We start from the raw sequence: 21,894 nt of genomic DNA on the forward strand, positions 1-21,894 counted from the left end.
CGAGGTACGGGTCCGGCTTGCCGTCTGGATGGTCACTGGGCGGGGCGCGCAGCGGTCAGTTCAAGCTGTCGGAAGTTCTGAGTCTAACCCTGACTTCGGAGCGGACAAGACCGCATATGGGTCACGGGTCCATCACGTCGGCACCCGCGCCACGGCGGGCCCGGCGGCCCGATGACGGGTTTGCGGGCGGTCCGTCGGCTGCCGCGGGTCAGCGCCCGGCCCGGCCGCCGTCCGCGACGAGGAACTGCACGCCCATCACGGGGTCCCGGTCGAGGAAGACGACGTCATCGATGCCGCGGTCGGAGAACCGGTGCCGGAGGCGCGCCTGGAGGTCGGGCTGGTGCATCGCGAGCCCGCCCCCGAGGACGACGGGACCCGGCAGCCCGATGACGTCGACGACGTCGAGCACGAGCTGCGTGAGGTCCTCCGCCGCGCGGTCGATGATGCCACCGGCCTCCGTGTGACCGGTCCGTGCGGCGTCGAACACGGCACGCGACTGCGCAGCCCAGTAGGTCCGCCCGGCACCCGAATGGAACAGCCCGATGAGTTCGGTGGGCGTGGCGACCCCGTTGAGTGCGAGGACCGCGGCATCGAGGTCGTCGGGCTGCTGACCGGCGTCGTGGCGGTGCAGGGTCCGCCGCACGGCCTCGCGGGCCACCCAGTAGCCGCCGCCCTCGTCCCCGAGGAGATATCCCCAGCCCCCCGAGCGGGCTTCCCGGCCGTCCCCGTCGACGCCCCAGGCGACGGAGCCCGTGCCGGCGATGACGGCGATGCCGGTCCTGGCACCGCCGGCCGCCAGGATGAGCCGCGTGTCGTGCACGACGTGGATGGCGGCGCCGGGGGCGTGCGGACGGATCAGCCCACGCAGCCGTTCGGCGTCCTCCGCGGTGTCCACTCCCCCGGAGCCTGCGACGACCTGCGCCACGTCCGCGCCTCCGGCCGGCGTGAGCTCCAGGAACAGCTCCGCCAGGTTCCGCGCGGCATCGTCGGGCGTCACGTTCTGCACGTTGGCGCTGCCCGCTCGTGCCTCGCCGACGAGCACGCCGTCGGCCCAGAGCGCTCCGTGGGTCTTGGAGCCGCCGATGTCCAGTCCCACGACCAGGGACGTGGTCGGCTCCGCCGAAGGGCCGGCCTCCCCCGGGCCCGACGACTGGGGGGTGGAGGGGGCGTTGGGGATGTCAAGCATGGCTACAGCCTACAAAGCCGCGGTGGGGTGCCCCGTCGCCCCGGCAGGCTGCCGACCCGTCCCGGGCACCGGTCGCTCCCGGACCGTAAGGGTCAGCGGGGTCGCCGCAGGCGTACCGCGAGGGACACCACAGCGAGGACGGCGCAGACCGCGGCCACCAGCACCGCGAACACCGTCACGGACGCTGTGAGCCCCCAGCTGCCCGCTGCGGCGCCGAGCCCGAGCACGGGGACAGCGCTGCCCAGGTAGGTGATGACGTACACGGCACTGATGGTCTGCGCGTGGTGCGCCGGGTCGACGCGGACGGACACCTCGTTGAACACCACCCGGAAGGCCATGCCCTGTCCGAATCCGGCGACCACGCAGGCCCCGACCAGCAGCGGGAGGCTGCCGGTCGACTGGGCCGCAGGGAGCAGGCCGACACCGAGCGCCATCCCGGCGAGTCCCACCGGGACGACGAAGCGTCCGCGCGGCGACAGCAGCTGGCTGACGGCCGAGGACCCGAGCACGAGCGCCGCGAGGAGCCCGATCAGTGGGCGCGACTGCGTGCCGGCGATGTCCGCGAACCAGGTGGGAGCCAGGCTGAGGGTGAATCCGAAGACCGCGAAACTGAGGAAGCCGACGCTCGAGGCCGTCCAGAACGCCCGCCGGGCCTCTGCCGACACCGCCGGTCGGCGCGGCCGGAGTACCGCGAGCGGATTGTCCCCGGCGGCCGGTTTCACGGCCGGGCGCGCACGCAGCAGCACGAGGGGGATGAGCAGCGTGGCCAGGACCCCGAGGTAGATCACGAAGGGCGTCCGGGTCGGTGCGGGCAGGAGGGAGAGCAGGCCGCCGATCACCGGACCCGCGGCCACTCCCCCGGCGGAGGCCATCAGGGTGAAGCGCGACGCCCAGTCGGGCCGGGAGGGCAGCAGATCGCGCAGGGCCGCCGCACTGGCACCGGTGGCGAGGGCGACGGCCGCACCCTGGAGCACCCGACCGGCAGCGAGCATGGGCAGCGAGGTCGCGGCCGCGAACAGCGCGGCTCCCAGCAGCCCGAGGACGACGGCCACGACGAGCGCCGCCCGCCGGCCGATGTGGTCCGACCAGTGGCCCGCGAGGACGAGACCGGTGATCAGCGCGAGGACATAGGAGGCGAAGGCCACGGTGACGGCGAAGGGTGTCAGGCCGAGGTCCGCCTGGATGAGCGGATAGATCGGCGTGGCGAGGTTCGCGCCGATGAGGAGGGTGGAGATCACCGTCACGGCGAGCCCTAGGCGGACCGCCAGCGAGGCATCCCAGCTGCGGCGCTCGACCGTCGCCGGTCTCATCCGCAGCTCGTTGATGACGCTCATCCCACCACTTCTCCTCGCGCACACGCGCCCAGCGTAGGCGCCTCCCGGGGCAGCGGTCTGCCCGGACTTCTATAGGATGAGGTCCACTGCACTCCCTGTGACGTCGCTGCATCGGTTTTTGAGCGGCGTGCGCAACGGGGACGCCGGCGACTGACGGGAAGTGAGCTACATGAGCAAGCTGGACACCCTCGATCTGCGCCTGCTGCTCGAGCTGGTCCGTGACCCCAGGGCGCAGGTCAGCGAGCTGAGCGACCTGCTCGGGGTGGCCCGGAACACGGCCCAGGCCCGCATGCGCCGGCTGCTGCGCGCGGGGGCGCTCCGCCCCGGGGGCCGGGAGCTCGATCTCGAGGCGCTCGGCTACGACGTCGTCGCCTTCATCACCATCGAGGTCGCGCACCGCGAGCTCGACGGTGTGATCGCCGGGTTGAGGACCCTCCACCAAGTACTCGAGGTGCACGAGATCTCCGGTCGCGGCGACGTCTGGTGCCGCGTCGCAGCCACCGACACCCACCAGCTGCAGGTGGCGCTGCGCTCCGTCCTGCGGATCAAGGGCGTCATCCGCACCGAGACGGTGCTCGCCCTGCACGAGCACATCCCCTACCGCACCGAACCCCTTCTCGAGCGGCTGGTACAGCAGCCGCCCAGCGCCTGACGCGCGCTTCCCCGACCGTCGCGACGCACCCGCGCCGCCGCCCACCCCTCCAGGAGCTCCGATGACCCTCCCCCGCCACGACACGCTCGTGACCTACCCCTCCGGCGCCGTCGACTCGACGGCGCGCGTGCTGCACGTCGAGATGCGCGACGACGGCCGGCGGGTGGTCCTGCTCGACACCACGGCCTTCCATCCCGTCGACTCCGCCTGGCCTGACCAGGGACCGGACCGCGGCGTGCTGGCGGGCGCCGGGAGCGTGTGGGAGGTGAGCGACTGCGTGGTCGGAGCCACCGACGGCACCACCCTCCATCTCGGCGCCGAGTCGCCGGTCCGGAAGGGGACCGAGCGCTGGGCGTTCGTCGTCGTGCATGTCCTGGCCTCGGAGTCGACACCCGCGGAGGGTGACGACGTCGTGGTGCGCGTCGACGCCACGCACCGTGCCGCCGTGTCCGCGGGCCATACGGGCTGCCACCTGGCGTCCCTCGCCCTGAACCGGGCCCTCGCCGGCCGGTGGAAGAAGGACGTCACCGTGGATGCCCTCGGCGCCCCGAACTTCGACGCCCTCGCGATCGACACCACCGTGATCGGCGCGTTCGGTTCCCGGGACCGCTACCGGCTGGGCAAGTCGCTCCGGCGGAAGGGCTTCGGCGTCGAGGACCTCGACCCGGCGGCGATCGCGGCGACCGTCAACGAGACGCTCGCCGCGTGGACGGCGACACGCGCTCCCATCAGTATCCGCAGCGACGGCGGCGGCCTGACCGATCGCCGCTACTGGGTGTGCGACCTGCCGGGCGAGCGCGCCGAGATCCCTTGCGGCGGCACGCACCTCACGTCCCTGGCCGGCATCGGCGTCTCCGTCCGACTGGACCTCGAGGAGGCGGACGGGACACCGGTCCTGCAGATGGACACCAAGGTCACCCGGGCGCAGGCCTGACCGGGCAGCCCTCGTCCCGTCGGCCGACGGGCCCCTGCCGCCGACGGGATGCAGGGACGGCTCCTGCGGGCGTCAGGTCGTCCCGCCGCGGCGCCGCGCTCCCAGGTCCTCTGCCTCGGAGAGGAAGCGTTCCGCCACCGCCAAGCGCGATCCGGCCTCGCCCAGCCCCTCGTCCGGCACGGGGTACCTCCCGGAGGGCGTACCTGTCCCGATCCCCGCTCCGGTCCCTGCTTCCGTGCCCGCTGCCGTCCCCGCGCCCTCCTCGGCCACCGGCACGGCCCGTCGCCGTGCGCCGGCGACCAGCGTGAGGCTGACCGCCGCGGCTCGGCTGCGCAGGGCTGCCGGGTCGACGTGGCGCTCGAAGGCATCGGTGAAACGCAGCAGTGCCTCCGGGACCTCCGTGTAGCCCTCGTGGAGTCCCGGCAGGACGGCCAGGTGTCCGAGGAAGCACGCGAGGTCGTCGACGAGCCGACCTGGCCCCAGCGCGTCGACGTCGAGCAGCCCCGACACGAGACCGTCGCGGATCAGCAGGTTCCCCTCGTAGAAGTCCCCGTGCGTGGGAACCAGCGGGCCCGCCGCGGTGGACCGGACGGCGCCATCGATGCCGGCGGCGACCCTCCGGATTCGGTCCGCCTCCGAGGGGAGGGCGGCCACGGCGCCTTCGGCGTAGTCGAGCACCCTCGCGGACCACGGTGCGCGGACAGGCAGGGACATCACCGCTGCCGGCAGCGACGTGAGGACCCGGACCAGCGCGTGCGGGTCCACCTCTGCGGCTCCGTCGGTCATCAGGAGATCGGCGAGCGGCCTGCCCGTCGCCGGACGCATCGCGATGACGTCCTGGACGGGCTCACCGTCGAGCACAGGAGCCGGTACCCCCGCCTCCTGCAGGAGCCGGTGGCGCTCCGCCAGGGGTGCTGCGGCGTTGCGCCGGAGTGCCTTGAGGTACCGGCGGTCCTCTCCGTTCTGCACGTGGACGACGGCACGGCGGAGGGGCCGGTAGCTGCGGAGGTCGAGCACGGTGTCGCGTGGGTCGTGGCTGCTGCCGAACGCCAGCGTGGTGGCCCGTCCGACGTCGAGTGCGAGCGGCAGTCCCGGCACACGGGGATCGGCCGGATGGATCCATGCGAAGAGCGTGTCCGCGTCGCGCCGGTGGATCACCCGGACCTCCTCACCCGGCTCCCGGAGGGTGCAGGAGGTGATGCAGGCGTACCCCGGGGCCGGCGTCGGGCGGGGACCGCCGCGGTGGCCGGGGGCGACAGACGCGACGACCTCGATCGGGAACACACCCGTCACCCCGGCGCCGGGTCGGTGATGGAGGGATCCCGGCTGCCACGAACGAAGGTCCCAGCCACGGTCCGCCAGGAGGTCACGCAGGATGTCTCCCGGCACCTCGGAACCCAGGAGCACCAGCGTCTCCTGCTCGCGGGTGATCCGCACATCGCGGGCCCTCACGCGCCGGCCGCGATCCGGCTAACGCAGGCACGGGCCGCGGAGGCGACCACCCGCTGGTCCCGGCACCGGTCAGGCGCGCCGTCGCTGCAGCACGTCATCGAGGTTGATCCGTCCGGTGGCCGGTGCACGATCCGCGGAAGGGTCCGGGGCCTCGGCGGACCGGGCCGCCGCTTCGGCCGCCTTGATCGGCGTCCTCGACGACGGCTTCGGCGCCTCGGGAAGGTCGAGCGGCGCGGGCGCCTGGCGCTCGACCTTGGCCGCGTCCACGTAGGTGGGGCGGGGCAGTTCAACCGGAGCCCACGCGGCACCCGTCGTGCGCTCGTTCTCCGGGAGAACGGAGCCCTCGGCCTCCTCGGCCTCCGGCCGGATGTCGACGACGGTCGACCCGTGCGCGACGGCGAGGGCGGCGGTCCGCAGCTCCATCGCCGTCAGGACGCGGACCTGCGTCTCGTCGGCGTCGAACAGGGCGGTCGGACGTCGCGGAGCGGGAACGACGGACGCCGCAGGTGCCGTCACGGCAGCATCGGGGCGGACGGGAGCCATGGCCTCGGCGAAAGCACGGTCCACCCGCGCACGCCGACTGCGGAGGGCGAGTGTCCTCAGGGTCACGACGGCGGCCGCGGCCACTGCGACGCCGATCAGGGGCGTCGCCACGGGAACGAGACCGAGCACCGTCAGCACGAGCGTGACGGGGACGGACAGGAGTGCGAGTGCGCCGACCAGGGCCACGCAGAGGCGGCCCCAGTGGACGGAGCCGAGTCCCACGCGGGCCGACCGGGCGGCGCCGTCGGAGTCCGCGAAGGCACCCGTGGTGGTTCCTGCGGTGGTTCCTGCGAAGTCGGCCTGGGGCGCTCCCTGGCCGCGGTGCCGGTCATCCTGAAACGCGCTCATCGTCATCACGGTCTTCCTGGAACGTGTCGTCCCGGCGTTCGTCACGGGGAGGGGGTGTGCAGCGAGGTCCGGCACAGCCCTCCGGAGGAGGAAGGGCGCCACCCAGACGAGCCAGAGACCGACGATCGCGACGAGCACCAACGAGCTATCCAGGGAGAAGACCACACTCAGAACGGTAGGAGCTTTCGGGTCCTCCGTGCAGCATTGGGACCGGTGTGTCGGGCCCTAATATGCTGCCCGGGGAATTCGACGGCGCCCTACTGGCCCCGGGACCGCAGGGTTTCCAGCCACGGCATCAGCAGTCCCCGCGGGACCTCCTCCTCCGTCAGCGCGAAGCTCCGGTGATCGGCCCACTCCCCGGCGATGTGCAGGTAGCGCGGGCGGAGCCCCTCATCGCGGAATCCCAGCTTCTCGACGACCCTCAGGCTGGCGCGGTTCTCCGGGCGGATGTTGATCTCCATACGGTGCAGGCCCAGGTCCCTGAAACAGAAGTCGGTGGCGAGAGCCACCGCCGTCGGAGCCAGCCCCCGGCCGGCGCGGGCGGAATCCACCCAGTACCCCAGCGTCGCCGACATGGCCGAACCCCACGTGATGCCTGAGACCGTCAGCTGTCCGACGAGCCGCGCATCGCGCGAGCCGGGCTCCTGCTCGGTGATGAGGAACGGCAGGGAGGAACCAGCCCGGGCCTGCGCGGTCAGGGACCGCACCATCTGGTGGTAGGTGGGGAGGAACCCCTCCGGGTCCGGATTCGACGCCTCCCACGGCGCCAGCCAGCGCGCGTTGCGATGGCGCAGCGCCGTCCAGGTTGCCTTGTCCCGATGGCGGATGGGCCTCAGGACCAGGGACCCGGTCCTGAGCGTCACAGGCCAGCCGAGCGCCGACCACATGGCGTGCTAGTCCGAGATGCTCGAGCTGAAGTCCTTGATCCAGGCGCGGAGATCGGGGCCGAGGTCCTCGCGCTCGGAGGCCAGCGTCACCACGGCCTTCAGGTAGCTGAGCTTGTCCCCGGTGTCGTAGCGGCGACCGCGGAAGACCACTCCGTACACGCCTGACCCTTCGCCCTCGGCAGCGGCGAGGGTCTGCAGGGCGTCGGTCAACTGGATCTCGTCCCCGCGTCCCGGGGCCGTCGTCTCGAGGACGTCGAAGACGCGCGGGTGCAGCACGTAACGGCCGATCACGGCCAGGTTGGACGGCGCATCCTCCACCGCCGGCTTCTCGACGAGCTGGTTCACCCGGACGTAGTCCTCGCCGTCGATACCCGTGATGTCGGCGCAGCCGTACGCGCTGATCTGCTCGGGATCCACCTCGATCAGGGCGATGACCGATCCACCCGTCTTCGCCTGCACCTCGATCATGGTCTCGAGGAGGGCGTCACGCTCGTCGATCAGGTCGTCACCGAGGAGGACGGCGAAGGGCTCGTCCCCCACGTGCAGCTTGGCACGGAGCACCGCATGGCCGAGACCCTTCGGGTCACCCTGCCGGAGGTAGTGGATGTCACCGAGCTCGGACGGACGGCGGACGGCGGCCAGCTTCTCGTGGTCCCCCTTGGCCTCGAGTGTCTGCTCGATGAAGGGGACGCGGTCGAAGTGGTCCTCGAGCGCCCGCTTGTTCCGCCCCGTGATCATCAGGACGTCGGAGAGGCCGGCGTCGACAGCCTCCTGGACCACGTACTGGATGGCGGGCTTGTCCACGACGGGAAGCATTTCCTTCGGCATCGCCTTGGTTGCAGGAAGGAAGCGGGTCCCCAGGCCGGCCGCAGGGATAACGGCCTTCGTCACGCGTGATCGCAAAGTCATGGCACCACACTACATAACAGGCGGCCGATCGCCGGGTGGATGAGCACAATGGTGGAATGACGCTTCTCCCAGGTGCTACGGGCAAGGCCAGGCTGCGCTCCGCGCTCCGGACCGCACGGGCCGCCCTCGAGCCCGGCGACCGGCGCGCACAGTCCGTGGACCTCGCGCGCGTGGTGGCGGATCACGCCGACGGGCTGCTGCACGGTGCCGGGTCCCGTCCCGGACCGCGCCCCCTGGTCACGGCCTACCTCGCCGCCGACCCCGAACCCGACACCGCTCCCCTCCTCGCCGAGCTCCGGGCCCGTGGGATCGACGTCGTCCTGCCCGTCTGCGATCCCGGCTACCGCCTGTCCTGGGTGCTGTGGTCCCCTGACATCGCAGTGGAGCGCTCGGTCCGCGCTCCGGTGCTGGAGCCCGTCGGGCCGCGACGCGCCTTCGGGGATCTCGCCGGCGTCGGACTGATCCTCGTTCCGGCCCTCGGCGTCGACCGCTCCGGGCACCGCGTCGGACAGGGCGGCGGCCACTACGATCGCTTCCTGGCCGAGGTGCCGTCAGCCGTCCCGCGGTGGGGTGTCGTCTACCGCTCGGAGGTGCTGGCCGACGGCGTCATCCCGGTCGAGCCCCATGACCAGCGGCTCGACGGGATCTTCACCGCGGACGGGCCGCTGTACGTCCGGCAGTCGGGTGCAGCGGTGTAGACTGGCACTCGCCCCCGGAGAGTGCCAGCGACAGTCGCACCGAGCCATCCGGGGACCACGACGCTCGCCAGGAGGAACTCCATGCCCATGTACGCCTACGCCTGCAAGGACTGCGGCCACGCCTTCGACATCCAGCAGTCGTTCACGGACGACTCACTGACGGTCTGCCCTGCCTGCGGCGGAGCGCTCCGCAAGAAGTTCAACAGCGTGGGCGTGGTCTTCAAGGGGTCGGGCTTCTACCGCAACGACTCCCGCTCGACCGCGACGAGCACGGACGCCGGGACGACGGCGGCACCGTCCTCCTCGACGTCCTCCACCCCGGACTCGTCCGCTTCGACCTCCTCGTCCTCGTCCTCGTCCTCGAAGGCGACGCAGACCGCGAAGCCGGCGGCCTCCTCGTCCGGCAACGGGACCGCAGCGGCCTCCTGACCTGACGCACCGGCACCGCGGCATCGACCGGCCGCGTGTCCGTACCACCTGCTCTCCCCGGCTTCCCGTCACGCGCGCGCACCGCCCGGCATGGCGGGCCTGCCTGCACGATGTCCGCACGGTGCCTGCACAACCTCCGCATCGGCGCGCAGCCTCCGTTGCCCACATAGCCCGGCACGCACCACCGCCTCGGGACCATCCCGCCTACGGTCGGTACATGGACCGCTCCGGCCGCCCCCAGGGCCCACCCCTCCGCTATCGCCTCCGCAGGAGCGTGCACCGACACAAGAGGCTCTTCGCGGCGCTGCTGTTCTGTGCGGCGGCAGGCGTGGCCGTGGAAGCGGCGGTGGGTCAGGACTACCCGACGACGGCGGTGGTCACGGCAACGCGGGATCTCGCCGTCGGCACGGTCCTCACGGATGCGGACATCGCCGTCGTCCGCCTGCCCGAGGAAGCACTCGCCGTCGGCGCTGCCACCACCACCACGCAGGTCCTGGGTCGACAGGTCGCCGCGCCGGTGTCACTGGGTGCGCCGGTGTCCCGGACGTCGCTGATCGGCGAGGGACTCCTCACCGGCACCCCGCCCGGGACGGTCGCGGTGCCCCTCCGACCGGCCGATCCCGCCGTGGTGCGACTCCTCGCGCCGGGGCAACTGGTCGACGTCATCCTGCGGACGGGTGACGGGTACGAGTCCGCCGCTGGATCGACGGTCCTCGCGCGATCCGTCGCCGTGCTCTGGACGGACGCGGGCGGCGACGTCGGCGGCTGGCCCGGAGCGGGCGACGAGGCCGGACTCGTCGTGGTGGCGGCATCTCCCCAGACCGCTCTCGACCTCGCCGGCTCGTCGAGCGCCGGCGACGTCCATCTGGTGCTGACGGCTCCATGACCGGGTGGACGCCGTCGCCCCTGGACCACGCCCGATGCCGCCTTGCCTCAGCCCCAGTGCGGCGGGCGCTGCTCCTTCAACCACTCGTCGTGGTCACCCTCGGCGTCACCCCAGGACCGCGCGTCATCCTCCGCCGCGAGCTTCGGCAGGACGTCGGCGGAGGTCTCCGTCTCGTCACCCGCGCGTCCCACCGCGGTACCGCGGGCCGGGTGCTGCTCGTCCTGTCGCATCCTCGCGGTGTCCTTCCGTGTTCCGGGCTGGTCGGACGCGTCCCGCGGCGGCAGTCCGATGACCGACGCTGCCCGCTCGGCGCATCCGTCCGGATCGGTGAAGACCTCGATGGTCCACAGCGGCAGGTAGCGCCAGCCCATGCGCTCGAGGACCTGCGGACGCAGCCTGCTGCGCTCGCGCACGGACATCGCGCCGTAGCGCTCCGTCCCGTCGGACTCGATGGCCAGCGGCGCGGGCCGCTCGTCCTGCATGCTCGCCGCACTGCCGTCGGCGGCGATGTCCGCGGGCCGCACGGCGACGATGTCGAGGACACCGGCGTAGTGGTCCCAGACGTGAGCCCCGCGGTGCCGGAGGCGGTCCACCAGATCGGCCACCAGCGGATCCTCGTTGCTCTGCGATGCAGCCGTCCCCTGATGCCCGCCGTCACCGAGCTCGCGCTGCAGGAGTTCGAAGAAGTCCAGGGCCCCCGCGGTGAGCCGCTCGGGATCCAGGTCCGCCGGCTGGAAGCAGGTCAGGACGTGCTGGCGTCGCCGGGCGCGGGTCATCGCCATGACGAAGTTGCGCCGCCCGTCGGGAGCGGACAGGGGACCGAAGGAATGCAGGGCGCGGCCGTGGGGGGTGCGCCCGAAGCCCAGCGAGAAGATGATGTCGTCCCGCACCAGTCCCCCTGCCCGCTCGACGGGAACCACGCGAAACGCTTCCCTGCCCGGCGTGAAGAACTCCGCCGCCCAGGGGAACTCCGCCATCTGCAGGCGGATGGCCTCCCCCACGCGTGCCGCATGCCGGGCACTCGCCGTGACGACGGCGAGCGAGAAGCTGGGGCGGTGGCGGATGTGCTCGAAGACCAGTTCCACCACGCGGTTCACCTCGACGGCCACGCTCTCCACGCCGTCGTGCTCCGAACTCGGCATGCCGGTGCCGTTGGGCAGGTACTCGACCATCAGTCCGCGCCCCTCGCCGGTGACCTCGGACGCCTGCGGGAGGCGGGAGAGTTTCCCGTCGTAGAAGGCCTCGCTGAGGTAGGTGTCGAGGCTGCGATCGATCCCGCGGTAGATCTCCGTCAGACCCCGGACGGGCAGGACGCCGCGGAGCGCATCGAAGGCACTGGGCAGGGGCTCGAGCGCGGACGCCCGATCGGCCGACTGCACCTCGATGCTGAACCGGCTGGGCCCTGCGAGGCGGTCGTCGCCGAACACCACGACCTGGCGGGACCGTGCGACGCAGGGCACCGCGCTCTGCAGCGACATCGACTCACCATCGAGGACGACGGCGAGATCGAACCCGTAGCCCTCGGGCACCGCGCCGCGGATGGTGAGTGGACTCACGGCCCACACCGGCAGCAGGGCCGCGACCAGATCCCGGTGCAGGCCCGCGAAGGCCTCGAGGGTCAGGGTGCTGTCCTTGAGTTCCTGCCGGAGGCGGCCGGCGTCCTCCGGATGGTCCTCGACCGCGGCTCGCCACCGCTGGGCGAGCGTCCACCGGATGCGCGCCGGTCCCGAGGCGATGTGCGCGTTGTCCGCCAGGCGGAACTCGGCCTCCAGTGTGCGGAGGGACGCACCGTCGGACATGGCCAGGTAGTCGTCGCCACTGATCATGGCTTCCAGGGCGGACTGCCACCAGGCCAGCTCGAGCTCGGAGCCCACACGGTCCATGCCGATCTCCCGCTCCGCCAGGTCGTCGAGCAGATCGGCCAGGCCCTGCTCGCGCATCTCGTCGAGGAGCAGCGTCCGTTCCGGCAGCGTCTCGAGGGTCTGCCGGTCCGCAGCGAGGTCGCCGAGGATCACTTCCACCCCGTCGAGGTCCAGTCCTGCCAGATCGGGTCGGCGCGCCGTGTGGCGGAGGATGCCGGTCAGTTCCGCGAGCCGCGTCTCGACAGCACGATAGAAAGCGTGGATCTCCGCCAGTCCCGTGGGGACGGATGGGTGACGCTCGGTGAGGGCGTATCGTGTCCACAGCGTGCGCTGCTGCTGGACCTCGAGCAGGGAGGTGTGGAGGTCCGAGATGTGCACGCCGGGCCGGATGTACTCCTTGGCCACGCGCCGGAGCCGGGACCGCGTCATGGAGCTCATCTCGATCTCCCGCTCCTTGCGCCAGGAGGAGGGCGCCGTCGCGGAGATGAGGTCCGTGACGGGTCGGTCGAAGATGTCCGGGGTGAACTTGTCCAGGCTCTCGCGGACGGCGACGAGCAGTTCGAGCTGCTCACCCCACTCCCGCACCGTTCCGCCCAGCGTGATGTGCGAGTGCTCTGCGACGCGCTGCACCTTCCCACGCAGCTCGGGGAGTTCGGTCGAGAGCTGCTCGGCGAGCCCGTGCGCGTGCTCGGTCTCCTTCCGGTTGAGCAGCTGCGCCCCGTACCAGGGACTCTCCGTCGAGGCCTTGCTGAAACTCCCGAGTTCCGCTGCCCGTCGAAGGCGTTCCGTGAGTTCCTGCCGGTTGGCGATCGAGTCGAGGACGCTGCGCTTGAGCCGGACGGTCGTCGACGGCGCCGGGTCGAGCGCCGTCAATCCCGCGAGGGACTGCATGGCTTGATAGGGCGAGCAACCCCAGCGGCTGCGCACGTTGTGCAGGCTCCGGACGTGCTCCGTCAGCTGGTGCCGGTGCCCGGTCAGGGTGGCGTGCAGACTCTCGAGCTGCGGTTCGACCGCCTTCTCGTTGCGGACCAGGGCGCGGATCACCGCTTCGCGCAGCTGCGCGGGACCCGTCTGGCTGCCCACCTGCAGGACCAGGGAGCCGAGGTCCAGCCCGTCCAGGTCCTGCACGAACTCGTTGAGGGTCCCACGGCGCTCGGCCGCGACGACCACCCGCCGACCGGAGGCCGCGGCACGCACCGCGACGTTGAGGGCGGTCTGCGTCTGGCCTGTCCCGGGAGGGGTGGCGACCGCCAGGCTGACCTCGGCGTCCACGAGGTCCAGAACGTCCTGCTGGGCCCGATCTGCATCGAGCACCAGCAGTTCCTGCCCGGGATCGCGCGCGTCGGGGCCGGGGAACGCGAGGTCGTCGGCCGCACCCATCAGGGCGGACACGGCGGCCTCGTCACCGCGGGCCGCTCCCACGAGAGCCGAGAGCACAGGGTGGTCCGGGTGGAGGGCGGGATCTCCCTTGACGCCGGCGAGGTCGGCGAAGGTGGACACCAGGACGCGGTGCTCCACGGACATGCCGCGCACGCCGTCGGCGAGGATGCGCATGCGCTCCAGGACCGGGTGCGGATCGAACCGTGCGGTCCCGTAGGCGAGGCGGGCGATGGCTCCCGGATCGACGTCGAGTCCCTGCTGGTTCCGGAGGTGCCGGACGAGCGCGGGATTCATCCGGGCCTGCTCGGTGATCTGCAGCTCGTAGTCGTCCTGCGAGGGGTGCACCGTCAACGACACGGCGGTGAGCAGGACGGGGGCGTTGAGCGTCTCCGAACGCCCGGACCCGTCGACGGAGCGCCACGACGCCGTGCCGGCGGCGAGGTAGCCGACGTCGATGCCGCGCTCGGTCCCGAGCTCGAAGATCTTCGCCCGCAGAGCCCGCGCCGCCGCCTTGGCCGCGCTGTACTGCACGGGATCACGCAGGAGGGTGGACAGGCGCGTGCGCCGCCCGGCGAGGAGCTGGGCGAGTCCGGAGGGATGCGCGTGCGTGAGGTCGATACTCGTTCCGGCGGACGGCCGGAAGTGGAGCAGCGTATCGCCGACGGCCTGCGGGCCCAGGCCCTCCAGCCATGGCACCAGGAAATCCTGCAAGGACGTGTCGGCGGACGGTTCCCCGGCGACACCCGATGTGCTTTTGGCGGCGTGCGACAATGCTCCCGCCGCGTCCTGCTGGCGATCCGACGGCGTACGTGCCACGTCCCGCTGGTCCTGCTCCGGCACGGCGGCCTTCTTCCCTGCATTGTCACGAGCTGATCTCGACCAGATGGGCATGTCTTCCAAGCTATCCGAAAAGCGGACGGACCCCGCGGATAGCAACGCGGCCCGAACGGACGGGAGTGGGGCCGGCCCCATCCCCCGGTCCGCTTACTCCCATTCGATGGTTCCCGGCGGCTTGCTCGTCACGTCGAGCACCACGCGGTTGACGCCGTCCACCTCGTTGGTGATGCGGTTGGAGATGCGCGCGAGGAGGTCGTACGGCAGGCGCGACCAGTCCGCGGTCATCGCGTCCTCGCTCGATACGGGGCGCAGCACGATCGGGTGCCCGTACGTCCGTCCGTCGCCCTGGACGCCCACGCTGCGGACATCGGCCAGGAGGACCACCGGCATCTGCCAGACCTCGTTGTCGAGTCCGGCTGCCGTGAGCTCGGCGCGCGCGATGGCGTCGGCCTTGCGCAGGAGGGCGAGACGCTCCTCCGTGACGTCGCCGACGATCCTGATCCCGAGACCCGGGCCGGGGAACGGCTGTCGTCCGACGATCTCCGCCGGCAGTCCCAGCTGGGCACCGACGGCCCGCACCTCGTCCTTGAAAAGCGTGCGCAGGGGCTCCACGAGTTCGAACTGCAGGTCCTCTGGCAGCCCGCCCACGTTGTGGTGGCTCTTGATGTTCGCTGCACCCTCGCCGCCACCGGATTCGACGACGTCGGGATAAAGGGTGCCCTGCACGAGGAACCGGATGGGCTCGCCCTCCGCCTCGGCCTCCCGCATGATCGCGCGCTCGGCTTCCTCGAAGGCACGGATGAATTCACGCCCGATGATCTTGCGCTTGGTCTCCGGGTCCGAGACGCCGGCGAGCGCTTCGAGGAAGCGCTTCTGCTCGTTGGCGACGTGGAGCTTGACCCCCGTGGCCGCGACGAAGTCGCGCTCGACCTGCTCCGCCTCACCCTCACGCAGGAGCCCGTGGTCCACGAAGACGCAGGTGAGCTGATCGCCGACCGCGCGCTGCACGAGTGCCGCGGCCACGGCCGAATCCACCCCACCGGACAGGCCGCAGATCACCCGCGCATCCCCGATCTGCTCACGGATGCGCTCCACCTGCTCCTCCAGGATGTTGCGCGTGGTCCAGTTCGGATCCAGGCGCGCACCACGGAAGAGGAAGTTCTCGATGACTGCCTGGCCGTGCTGCGAGTGCTTGACCTCCGGGTGCCACTGCACGCCGTACAGCCCCTTGGCCTCGTTGGCGAAGGCGGCGACGGGGGCGCCGGCCGTGCTCGCGAGGACCTCGAAGCCCTCGGGAGCCTCCTGCACGCTGTCGCCATGGCTCATCCAGGCGTTCTGGTGCTCGGGCGTCCCCTCGAGGATGGAGCGGGACACTCCGTCGGAGGTGATGTCCGTCGCGCCGTATTCCCTCAGCCCGGTCTTCGCGACGGTGCCACCGAGGACGCTGGCCATGGCCTGGAACCCGTAGCAGATACCGAGCACGGGCACACCGGCCTCGAACAGGTCCGCCTCGACCCTGGGCGCCCCGTCGGCGTACACGCTGGAGGGACCGCCGGAGAGGATGATGGCCGAGGGGTTCTTCGCGAGGATCTCCTGCGTGCTCAGGGTGTGCGGCACGATCTCGGAGTAGACGTCCGCCTCACGGACACGCCGGGCGATCAGCTGGGCGTACTGCGCTCCGTAGTCCACGACGAGGACAGGGCGGTGTTCGGAGCCGTTCTCGGGGGTAGTCACCCGTCAACAATAGTCTGCGCACTTCCCTGCCGCACATCAGTGGCCGCGCCGGCCACGGGAGCTACGGACCGTCCCTGCGGTCGTCACGGCGGGGACGACGCGAACCTACGGGCGCCCGTCGGAGGATCAGTAGCGCGGCGCAGCCTCGGGGTGCTCCGCGAGGTCCTTCTCCGCCTGGGCATGGATCCGCTTCTCCACGACGAAGGACAGCAGGGGGACCACACCGCCGAGCGCGATGAGGATGAAGCGGCTGAAGGGCCAGCGCATGAACTGCCACAGGCGGAAGTCCGCGATGAGGTAGACCACGTACAGCCAGCCGTGCACGATCAGGACGGCCGTCGAGAGATTGAACCCGCCCGCGGTCTCGGCGACGACCTCGGGCAGGAACTGCAGCGGAGCCCCGCCCCCGGCGACGATCTCCGTGCCGTACCCGTACTTCGCCACCATCTCGACGACCACGAGGAGCAGCATCACGCCGGTGGCGTAGGCCAGCACCTTGTAGAGCTTCAGGGCCGAGCGGATCTGCGCATGGGTGCCGCCGAACCGACGCTTCTGCTTCGCCGGCGCGGACCGCCCGGTGGTCCGTGCGGAGGAGTTGCGGGCTGGTTCAGTCACGGTGGGCACCGCTTTCGTGAGGAGTGGTGGTTCTGGTGGCGTCGAAGCTCTCGGAACTGCCGCCGGGGCTGCCCTCGGTGAGGGCGCCACGGGCCTCCTCGGCGGCGTCCGCCGCGTCCTCGAGCATGCGGCGGTGGTCGTCGGCGACGAGCCGCCACCACAGGAAGAAGGCGAATCCGGCGAAGACGAACCATTCGATCGCGTAGAAGATGTTGAGCCAGTTGAGGGGGGTCTCCTGTGGCTGCGGGCCGACGACGACACGGGCCATGTCCGCAGCGAACGGGACCGCAACACCGCCCACCGACACGTCGGAGGCGACGACGAAGGCCGAGTAGGTCCGGACGTCCCAGAGATTCGCGAGCTCCGCCGTGGACAGCGTGGGAACCTCTCCCTCGACGGGTCGCTCCACCTCGGGCGCCTCGGGTGGGAGCAGCCGGCCGACGACGGAGGCAGGTCCCTCCTGCTCCGGCAGCGCCGAGGCGTCACCGTCCTCCTGCACCCAGCCGAGCACGACGGGTATGACCGCAGCCCCTGCTGCCGCGGCGTCGCCGGAGGCGGTATCACCGGAGGCGGACTCCGCGGGCGAGGCAGCTGCGTCGGATGCGCCCGCAGCCGGCGTCACGGCGAATCCCTGCACCACCCAGGAGCCTTCGTCGCCCTCGAGGAGCCTGTTCCGGACGAGGACCTGCGTACCGGGCAGGAACTCGCCGTCGAGCGAGACCATCTGGTCAGCGGCCGTGGCGTAGAGCGGGGTGAGGGGCTGGAGCACGTCCGTGAGAGGGCGGACCTGCTCGGTGGTGCTCGGTGCGGGCGGCGGCTCCTCGCGGGAGGAGGTGAACTGCCACTGGCTGAGGAGCACGAAGACCGAGGCGATCGCCATCGCGAGGATCAGCATGAGGATCCATCGAGGCTTGAGCGCGGTCTTCAACACCCCTCCACGGTACTTCGTACCTCTGTAGAACAGCGAATGACGATGAGGAGGATCACTGCAGGCACAGCGACCCGAAAACTGATTGGGAAATCCCTATCGCTTTGTGTGGACGCGGTCTAGGATGGATCCTCGTGCGCGCTTTTCCCTATCCCCTGACCTCCGAGCCGGACCTGCGCTCCCCCGCGCGCTACCTGCTCTGGCTGGGCGGCTTCCAGAAGGCGACGCTCGCCGCGGGGATCCTCCTCGGCACCGTCTGGATGGCATCGCAGGCCGTGATGCCCTTCGTCCTCGGCAGGGCGATCGACGACGGCGTGATCGGCGGGGACGCAGGCGCGCTCCTCGGGTGGGCAGCAGCACTGCTCGGGCTCATGGTGGTGCAGGCGGTCTCGGACACCGCGACCCACCGGGCCGGCGTCAGCAACTGGATGCAGGCGGCCTTCCGGTCCGTCCGCCTGGTCGGCCACAAGATCGCCCGGACCGGGGACGCCCTGCCCACCGCACTCTCGACGGGCGAGGTGGTCTCGACGGCGGCCTCGGACGCCTTCCGGCTCGGTGAGGTCTACGAGGTCCTGACCCGCCTGGCCGGGGCGGCCGCCGCCTGGGTGGTGGTGACCGTCCTGATCTGGCAGACCTCCGCCGTCCTCGGCGTCGTGGTGCTGATCGGCGTCCCGGTGTGCTGCGCGCTGCTGCTGTTCGTGGTGAAACCCATGCAGGCGCGGCAACGCGAGCAGCGCGAGGCCTCGGGCAGGATGACGGCGGTCGGCGCGGACACCGTGGCCGGTCTCCGCGTGCTGCGCGGGATCGGCGGGGAGCACATCTTCGTCGACCGCTACCGCGTGAAATCGGCCGCGACCCGCGACTCCGGTATCCGGGTGGCACACTCCCTCGCCGACCTCGAGGCCTCGCAGGTCTTCATCGCCGGGGCCTTCAGCGTCGTCTTCACCTGGGTCGGCGCGTCCCTGGTGCTCTCCGGTGACATCACGCCGGGCGAACTCGTGGCCCTCTACGGCTTCTCGATCTTCCTCATGACCCCCGTCCGCGCAGCGGCGGACTCCGTGGCCCGCTTCATCCGCGCCCATGTCGGCGCGCGCAAGATCATCGCCGTGCTGTCCGTGGACGCCAACGTCTCGGAGAGCGCGACCACCGTCCCGGCGCCCCCGCCCGGGTCCGTCCTCGTCGACGAGCGCTCCGGCGTCGTCCTCGAGCCCGGCCTGCTCACCGCCGTCGTCTCCCGCGAGCCCGCCGAGTCCACCGACGCCGTCACGCGCCTCGGCCGCTTCGAGGACGCCGTCCTCGAGGAGGCCACCGTGCGCTGGGGCGCCGCCGACCTGCGGCACGTCCCGCTCGCCGACATCCGTGCGCGTGTCGTCGTCAGTGAAGCGAGCCCCCACCTGTTCAGCGGTCCGCTCCGTGTCCAGCTCGACCCGCGCGGCACGCACGACGACGGTGCGGTCCTCGCCGCCCTCGAGGCGGCGAGCGCGCTGGACATCCTCGACGGGCTGGAGGGCGGGCTGGACCACGAGGTCACGGAGCGTGGCAGGGGCTTCTCGGGTGGTCAGCGCCAGCGCCTCGTCCTTGCACGCGCCTATCTCACCGAAGCGGAGAACCTGGTGCTGGTGGAGCCGACCAGCGCGGTGGATGCCCACACCGAGCAGCGCATCGCCGCGCGCCTCGCCGGCGCACGCCGGAGCGAGGGCCGGACCACCGTGGTGGTGACGGCGAGCCCCCTGGTGCTGCGGACGATGGACCGCGTCCTGTTCATGGAGGACGGGCGCGTCACGGACCGGGGGACGCACAAGGAGCTCATGACCCGCAACGACGAGTACAGGAACGTGGTGATCCGCAGTGAGTAGCACCGCGAAACTCCCGGTCGCCGCACCCCGGACGGTGCGGGACGAGGCGGCGCGCCTCATCCGGCACCACCGGAAGGGACTCGGTTCCGTGATCGCCCTGTACGTCGGGTCGGCCGTCGCGGGCCTCGCCGGGCCCCTGCTGCTCGGTATCCTCATCGACGCCCTCGCTGCGGGGACGACGTCGGGCTTCGTCGCGGCCGTCTCGCTCGGCATGCTCGGGTTCCTCGCCGTCCAGTCCGTCCTCCGCCGCTTCGCCGTCCGCTCGGGCATGGTCTTCGGGGAGCGTGTCTTCGCGGAGCTGCGCGAGGACTTCCTGCGGGACGTCACCGCCCTTCCGCTCTCCACCGTCGAGAAAGCGGGGACGGGCGATCTCGTGGCCCGCACCACCAACGACATCGACGCCGTGTCCCACACGGTGCGCTTCGGCGTACCGCAGGTCGTCGTGTCCGTCGTGACGATCGTCCTGACCCTCGGCGCCGCCGTCGTCACCTCGCCCGTGCTGTCCCTCGCCCTCCTCGTCGGGCTGCCGCTGCTCTGGCCGGCGACACGCTGGTACCTCAGGCGCAGCGCGGCCGGCTACATGCGTGAGCGCGAGACGTACGCCGTGGTGAACGGCACCATCACCGAGACCATCGAGGGCGCGCGCACCGTGGACGCGCTGAGCCTCGGGGGCCAGCGCCGCAAGGACCTCGACGACGCCCTCGGGTCGAGCTTCCGGGCCGAGCGCTACACGCTGTGGCTGCGCTCCGTGCTCTTCCCCGCCGCCGACATCGCCTTCTGGCTGCCCGCCGCGGCGGTGCTGCTGTGGGGCGGCTGGCTCGCCGGTCAGGGCCTCGTGACCCCGGGCGCGGTGGCAGCCGTCGCGCTCTTCGCGGTGCGGCTCATCGACCCCGTGGACCTGCTGATCATGTGGACCGACGAGATCCAGGTGGGTGCTGCCTCGCTGGCGCGGATCGTCGGCATCAAGGACGTCGAGCCGGACCGCCGGGCGACGACGGCGGAGCCTGCCGACGAGGACATCGTGGTCTCGGGTGCCAGCTACGCCTACCGCCCCGGCCACGACGTCCTGCACGCGGTGGACCTGACCCTGGTGCGCGGGGAGCGCCTCGCCGTCGTCGGACCGTCGGGGGCCGGGAAGTCGACGCTGGGACGCCTGATCGCGGGGATCCACCCGCCGACATCGGGCTCGGTCACCGTGGGCGGCGTGCCGCTCGTGGACCGGCCGCTCGACGACCTGCGGCGCGAGGTGGCACTCGTGACGCAGGAGCACCATGTCTTCGTGGGCTCGGTGTCCGACAACGTGCGGCTCGGGCGCGCGGACGCCGGCGACGGCGAGATCGAGGACGCGCTGCGCAGCGTCGGGGCGCTGGACTGGGTCAAGCAGCTCCCGGAGGGCGTGGAGACCGAGGTGGGTTCCGGTGCCTACGAGCTCGCTCCGGCCCAGGCGCAGGAACTCGCCCTGGCCCGGCTGATCCTCGCCGATCCGCACACGCTGGTCCTGGACGAGGCGACGTCGCTGATCGATCCGCAGGCCGCCCGTGATCTGGAGCGCTCGCTGAACGCGGTCCTGGAGGGCCGCACTGTCGTCGCGATCGCCCACCGGCTGCACACCGCGCACGACGCCGACCGTGTGGCCGTGGTGGAGGAGGGCCGCATCGCGGAGCTCGGCTCGCACGACGAGCTGCTGGCGCTCGGTGGGGCGTACGCCTCGCTCTGGAACTCCTGGCGGAGCGAGTAGGCGGAGCACGTCGGTGGAGCACTGAGGCGGGACCCCCGCAGCCGCGGCTCCGCCCTCCCGCCGGGCCTGGCCGTCGTTCCCGGGTTCTGAGGCAGGTCCGGCGTGTCGGTACAGGACACGCCGCGTCGGAGGACCGGAGGAACCGGACGGTGCGGACGAAGGGACGCCCGCCGGGGCCCTAGTGGTCGAAGAACACCAGCGAGGAGTTGATGAGCTCCGCGATGACCTCGGCGTCGTGCGCGCGACGCAGTGACTCGCGGAAGTTCTCCTTGAAGAGGCTGCGCGCGATCGTCGCGAGGACCTCCAGGTGCTCCGAGAAGGACTGCGCGGGGGTGGCCATGAGGAGCACGAGGGTGGCGGGCCCGTCCACCGCGCCGAAGTCCAGGCTGTGGCCGAAGCGCGTGACCCCGACGGCGATCGACGTCTGGTTCACGTATTCGCTGCGCGCGTGGGGCAGGCCGACGCCGCCCGGCAGGCCCGTCGCCATCTGGTGCTCGCGGGAGTTCACCTGGTCGAGGAAGGCCTGCAGGTCCGAGATGCGCCCGGCCGCATGCAGGCGGCTCGCGAGCTGCGCTGCCGCATCCTCCTTGGAGGCCGCCTCCATCTCGAGGATCACGAGGTCCGGTGTGGTCAGCAGGGCGTCGTGCAGCTCGGAGGACAGGTCGCTCACTGTGTGCCTTTCGAAG

Annotated in this window: 18 protein-coding genes; 7 read left to right on the forward strand and 11 right to left on the reverse strand. The window is 71.6% G+C overall.

The features are described from left to right. Positions 1-208: 208 nt before the first annotated feature. A complete protein-coding gene (locus NVV32_RS12025) occupies positions 209-1,186 on the reverse strand; it encodes an N-acetylglucosamine kinase (protein WP_422390310.1) in 978 nt (325 codons plus the stop codon). A gap of 92 nt (positions 1,187-1,278) precedes the next feature. Continuing rightward, positions 1,279-2,520, reverse strand: a complete 1,242-nt coding sequence (locus tag NVV32_RS12030) for an MFS transporter (protein ID WP_055768478.1) — start codon at positions 2,518-2,520, stop codon at positions 1,279-1,281. 169 nt (positions 2,521-2,689) lie between these two features. On the opposite strand from NVV32_RS12030, the gene NVV32_RS12035 reads away from it, so the two are divergent. After that, positions 2,690-3,172, forward strand: a complete 483-nt coding sequence (locus NVV32_RS12035; RefSeq protein WP_200914776.1) for an Lrp/AsnC family transcriptional regulator — start codon at positions 2,690-2,692, stop codon at positions 3,170-3,172. 61 nt (positions 3,173-3,233) lie between these two features. Next, on the forward strand, positions 3,234-4,106 hold the full coding sequence (locus NVV32_RS12040) for a metal-dependent hydrolase (RefSeq protein WP_422390311.1): 873 nt from the start codon (positions 3,234-3,236) through the stop codon (positions 4,104-4,106). Positions 4,107-4,178: 72 nt separating this feature from the next. Here the strand turns inward: NVV32_RS12040 and NVV32_RS12045 are convergent, their stop codons facing one another. The 4 genes from NVV32_RS12045 to galU form a co-directional block, all read right to left on the reverse strand. After that, positions 4,179-5,543 carry a phosphotransferase gene (locus NVV32_RS12045; protein ID WP_422390312.1) on the reverse strand — a complete coding sequence of 455 codons (1,365 nt, stop codon included), beginning with the start codon at positions 5,541-5,543 and terminating at the stop codon, positions 4,179-4,181. 84 nt (positions 5,544-5,627) lie between these two features. Next, positions 5,628-6,614: a hypothetical protein gene (locus NVV32_RS12050; RefSeq protein WP_422390313.1), complete on the reverse strand. Its 987-nt coding sequence runs from the start codon at positions 6,612-6,614 to the stop codon at positions 5,628-5,630. Positions 6,615-6,706: 92 nt separating this feature from the next. Then, positions 6,707-7,336 carry a GNAT family N-acetyltransferase gene (locus NVV32_RS12055; protein WP_055768463.1) on the reverse strand — a complete coding sequence of 210 codons (630 nt, stop codon included), beginning with the start codon at positions 7,334-7,336 and terminating at the stop codon, positions 6,707-6,709. A gap of 6 nt (positions 7,337-7,342) precedes the next feature. Further along, positions 7,343-8,245 carry a UTP--glucose-1-phosphate uridylyltransferase GalU gene (gene galU / locus NVV32_RS12060; protein ID WP_422390314.1) on the reverse strand — a complete coding sequence of 301 codons (903 nt, stop codon included), beginning with the start codon at positions 8,243-8,245 and terminating at the stop codon, positions 7,343-7,345. A 56-nt stretch (positions 8,246-8,301) separates the two neighbouring features. Here galU and NVV32_RS12065 point away from each other — a divergent pair, with 56 nt between their 5' ends. The 3 genes from NVV32_RS12065 to NVV32_RS12075 all read left to right on the forward strand — a co-directional run bounded on the left by NVV32_RS12065 (position 8,302) and on the right by NVV32_RS12075 (position 10,258). Then, positions 8,302-8,943, forward strand: coding sequence for a 5-formyltetrahydrofolate cyclo-ligase (locus tag NVV32_RS12065; RefSeq protein WP_422390315.1), 642 nt, complete (start codon positions 8,302-8,304; stop codon positions 8,941-8,943). An 81-nt stretch (positions 8,944-9,024) separates the two neighbouring features. Beyond that, positions 9,025-9,372: an FmdB family zinc ribbon protein gene (locus NVV32_RS12070; protein WP_422390316.1), complete on the forward strand. Its 348-nt coding sequence runs from the start codon at positions 9,025-9,027 to the stop codon at positions 9,370-9,372. A 274-nt stretch (positions 9,373-9,646) separates the two neighbouring features. Then, the gene (locus NVV32_RS12075) at positions 9,647-10,258 is read left to right on the forward strand and encodes an RcpC/CpaB family pilus assembly protein (protein WP_235498676.1); all 612 of its coding nucleotides are present in this window, start codon (positions 9,647-9,649) and stop codon (positions 10,256-10,258) included. 47 nt (positions 10,259-10,305) lie between these two features. Here the strand turns inward: NVV32_RS12075 and NVV32_RS12080 are convergent, their stop codons facing one another. The 4 genes from NVV32_RS12080 to NVV32_RS12095 all read right to left on the reverse strand — a co-directional run bounded on the left by NVV32_RS12080 (position 10,306) and on the right by NVV32_RS12095 (position 17,617). Then, positions 10,306-14,391, reverse strand: coding sequence for a DUF4011 domain-containing protein (locus NVV32_RS12080; protein ID WP_422390317.1), 4,086 nt, complete (start codon positions 14,389-14,391; stop codon positions 10,306-10,308). Positions 14,392-14,484: 93 nt separating this feature from the next. Beyond that, on the reverse strand, positions 14,485-16,071 hold the full coding sequence (gene guaA / locus NVV32_RS12085) for a glutamine-hydrolyzing GMP synthase (RefSeq protein ID WP_422390318.1): 1,587 nt from the start codon (positions 16,069-16,071) through the stop codon (positions 14,485-14,487). A gap of 126 nt (positions 16,072-16,197) precedes the next feature. Then, positions 16,198-16,686, reverse strand: a complete 489-nt coding sequence (locus NVV32_RS12090) for a DUF3817 domain-containing protein (protein ID WP_055768444.1) — start codon at positions 16,684-16,686, stop codon at positions 16,198-16,200. Beyond that, on the reverse strand, positions 16,679-17,617 hold the full coding sequence (locus NVV32_RS12095; RefSeq protein ID WP_422390319.1) for an SURF1 family protein: 939 nt from the start codon (positions 17,615-17,617) through the stop codon (positions 16,679-16,681). The genes NVV32_RS12090 and NVV32_RS12095 overlap by 8 nt, the downstream gene beginning before the upstream one ends. Before the next feature lie 131 nt (positions 17,618-17,748). Between NVV32_RS12095 and NVV32_RS12100 the strand changes: the two genes are divergently transcribed. Both NVV32_RS12100 and NVV32_RS12105 read left to right on the forward strand, forming a co-directional pair. Further along, on the forward strand, positions 17,749-19,470 hold the full coding sequence (locus tag NVV32_RS12100) for an ABC transporter transmembrane domain-containing protein (protein ID WP_422390320.1): 1,722 nt from the start codon (positions 17,749-17,751) through the stop codon (positions 19,468-19,470). Further along, on the forward strand, positions 19,463-21,208 hold the full coding sequence (locus NVV32_RS12105; protein ID WP_422390321.1) for an ABC transporter ATP-binding protein: 1,746 nt from the start codon (positions 19,463-19,465) through the stop codon (positions 21,206-21,208). The genes NVV32_RS12100 and NVV32_RS12105 overlap by 8 nt, the downstream gene beginning before the upstream one ends. A 178-nt stretch (positions 21,209-21,386) precedes the next feature. Here NVV32_RS12105 and NVV32_RS12110 read toward each other — a convergent pair whose 3' ends face one another. Beyond that, positions 21,387-21,812: a PTS sugar transporter subunit IIA gene (locus NVV32_RS12110; RefSeq protein WP_235498709.1), complete on the reverse strand. Its 426-nt coding sequence runs from the start codon at positions 21,810-21,812 to the stop codon at positions 21,387-21,389. Between the last annotated feature and the right edge of the window lie 82 nt (positions 21,813-21,894).

The organism is Arthrobacter sp. N1, assembly GCF_048288285.1.
Classification (GTDB): Bacteria; Actinomycetota; Actinomycetes; order Actinomycetales; family Micrococcaceae; genus Arthrobacter_D.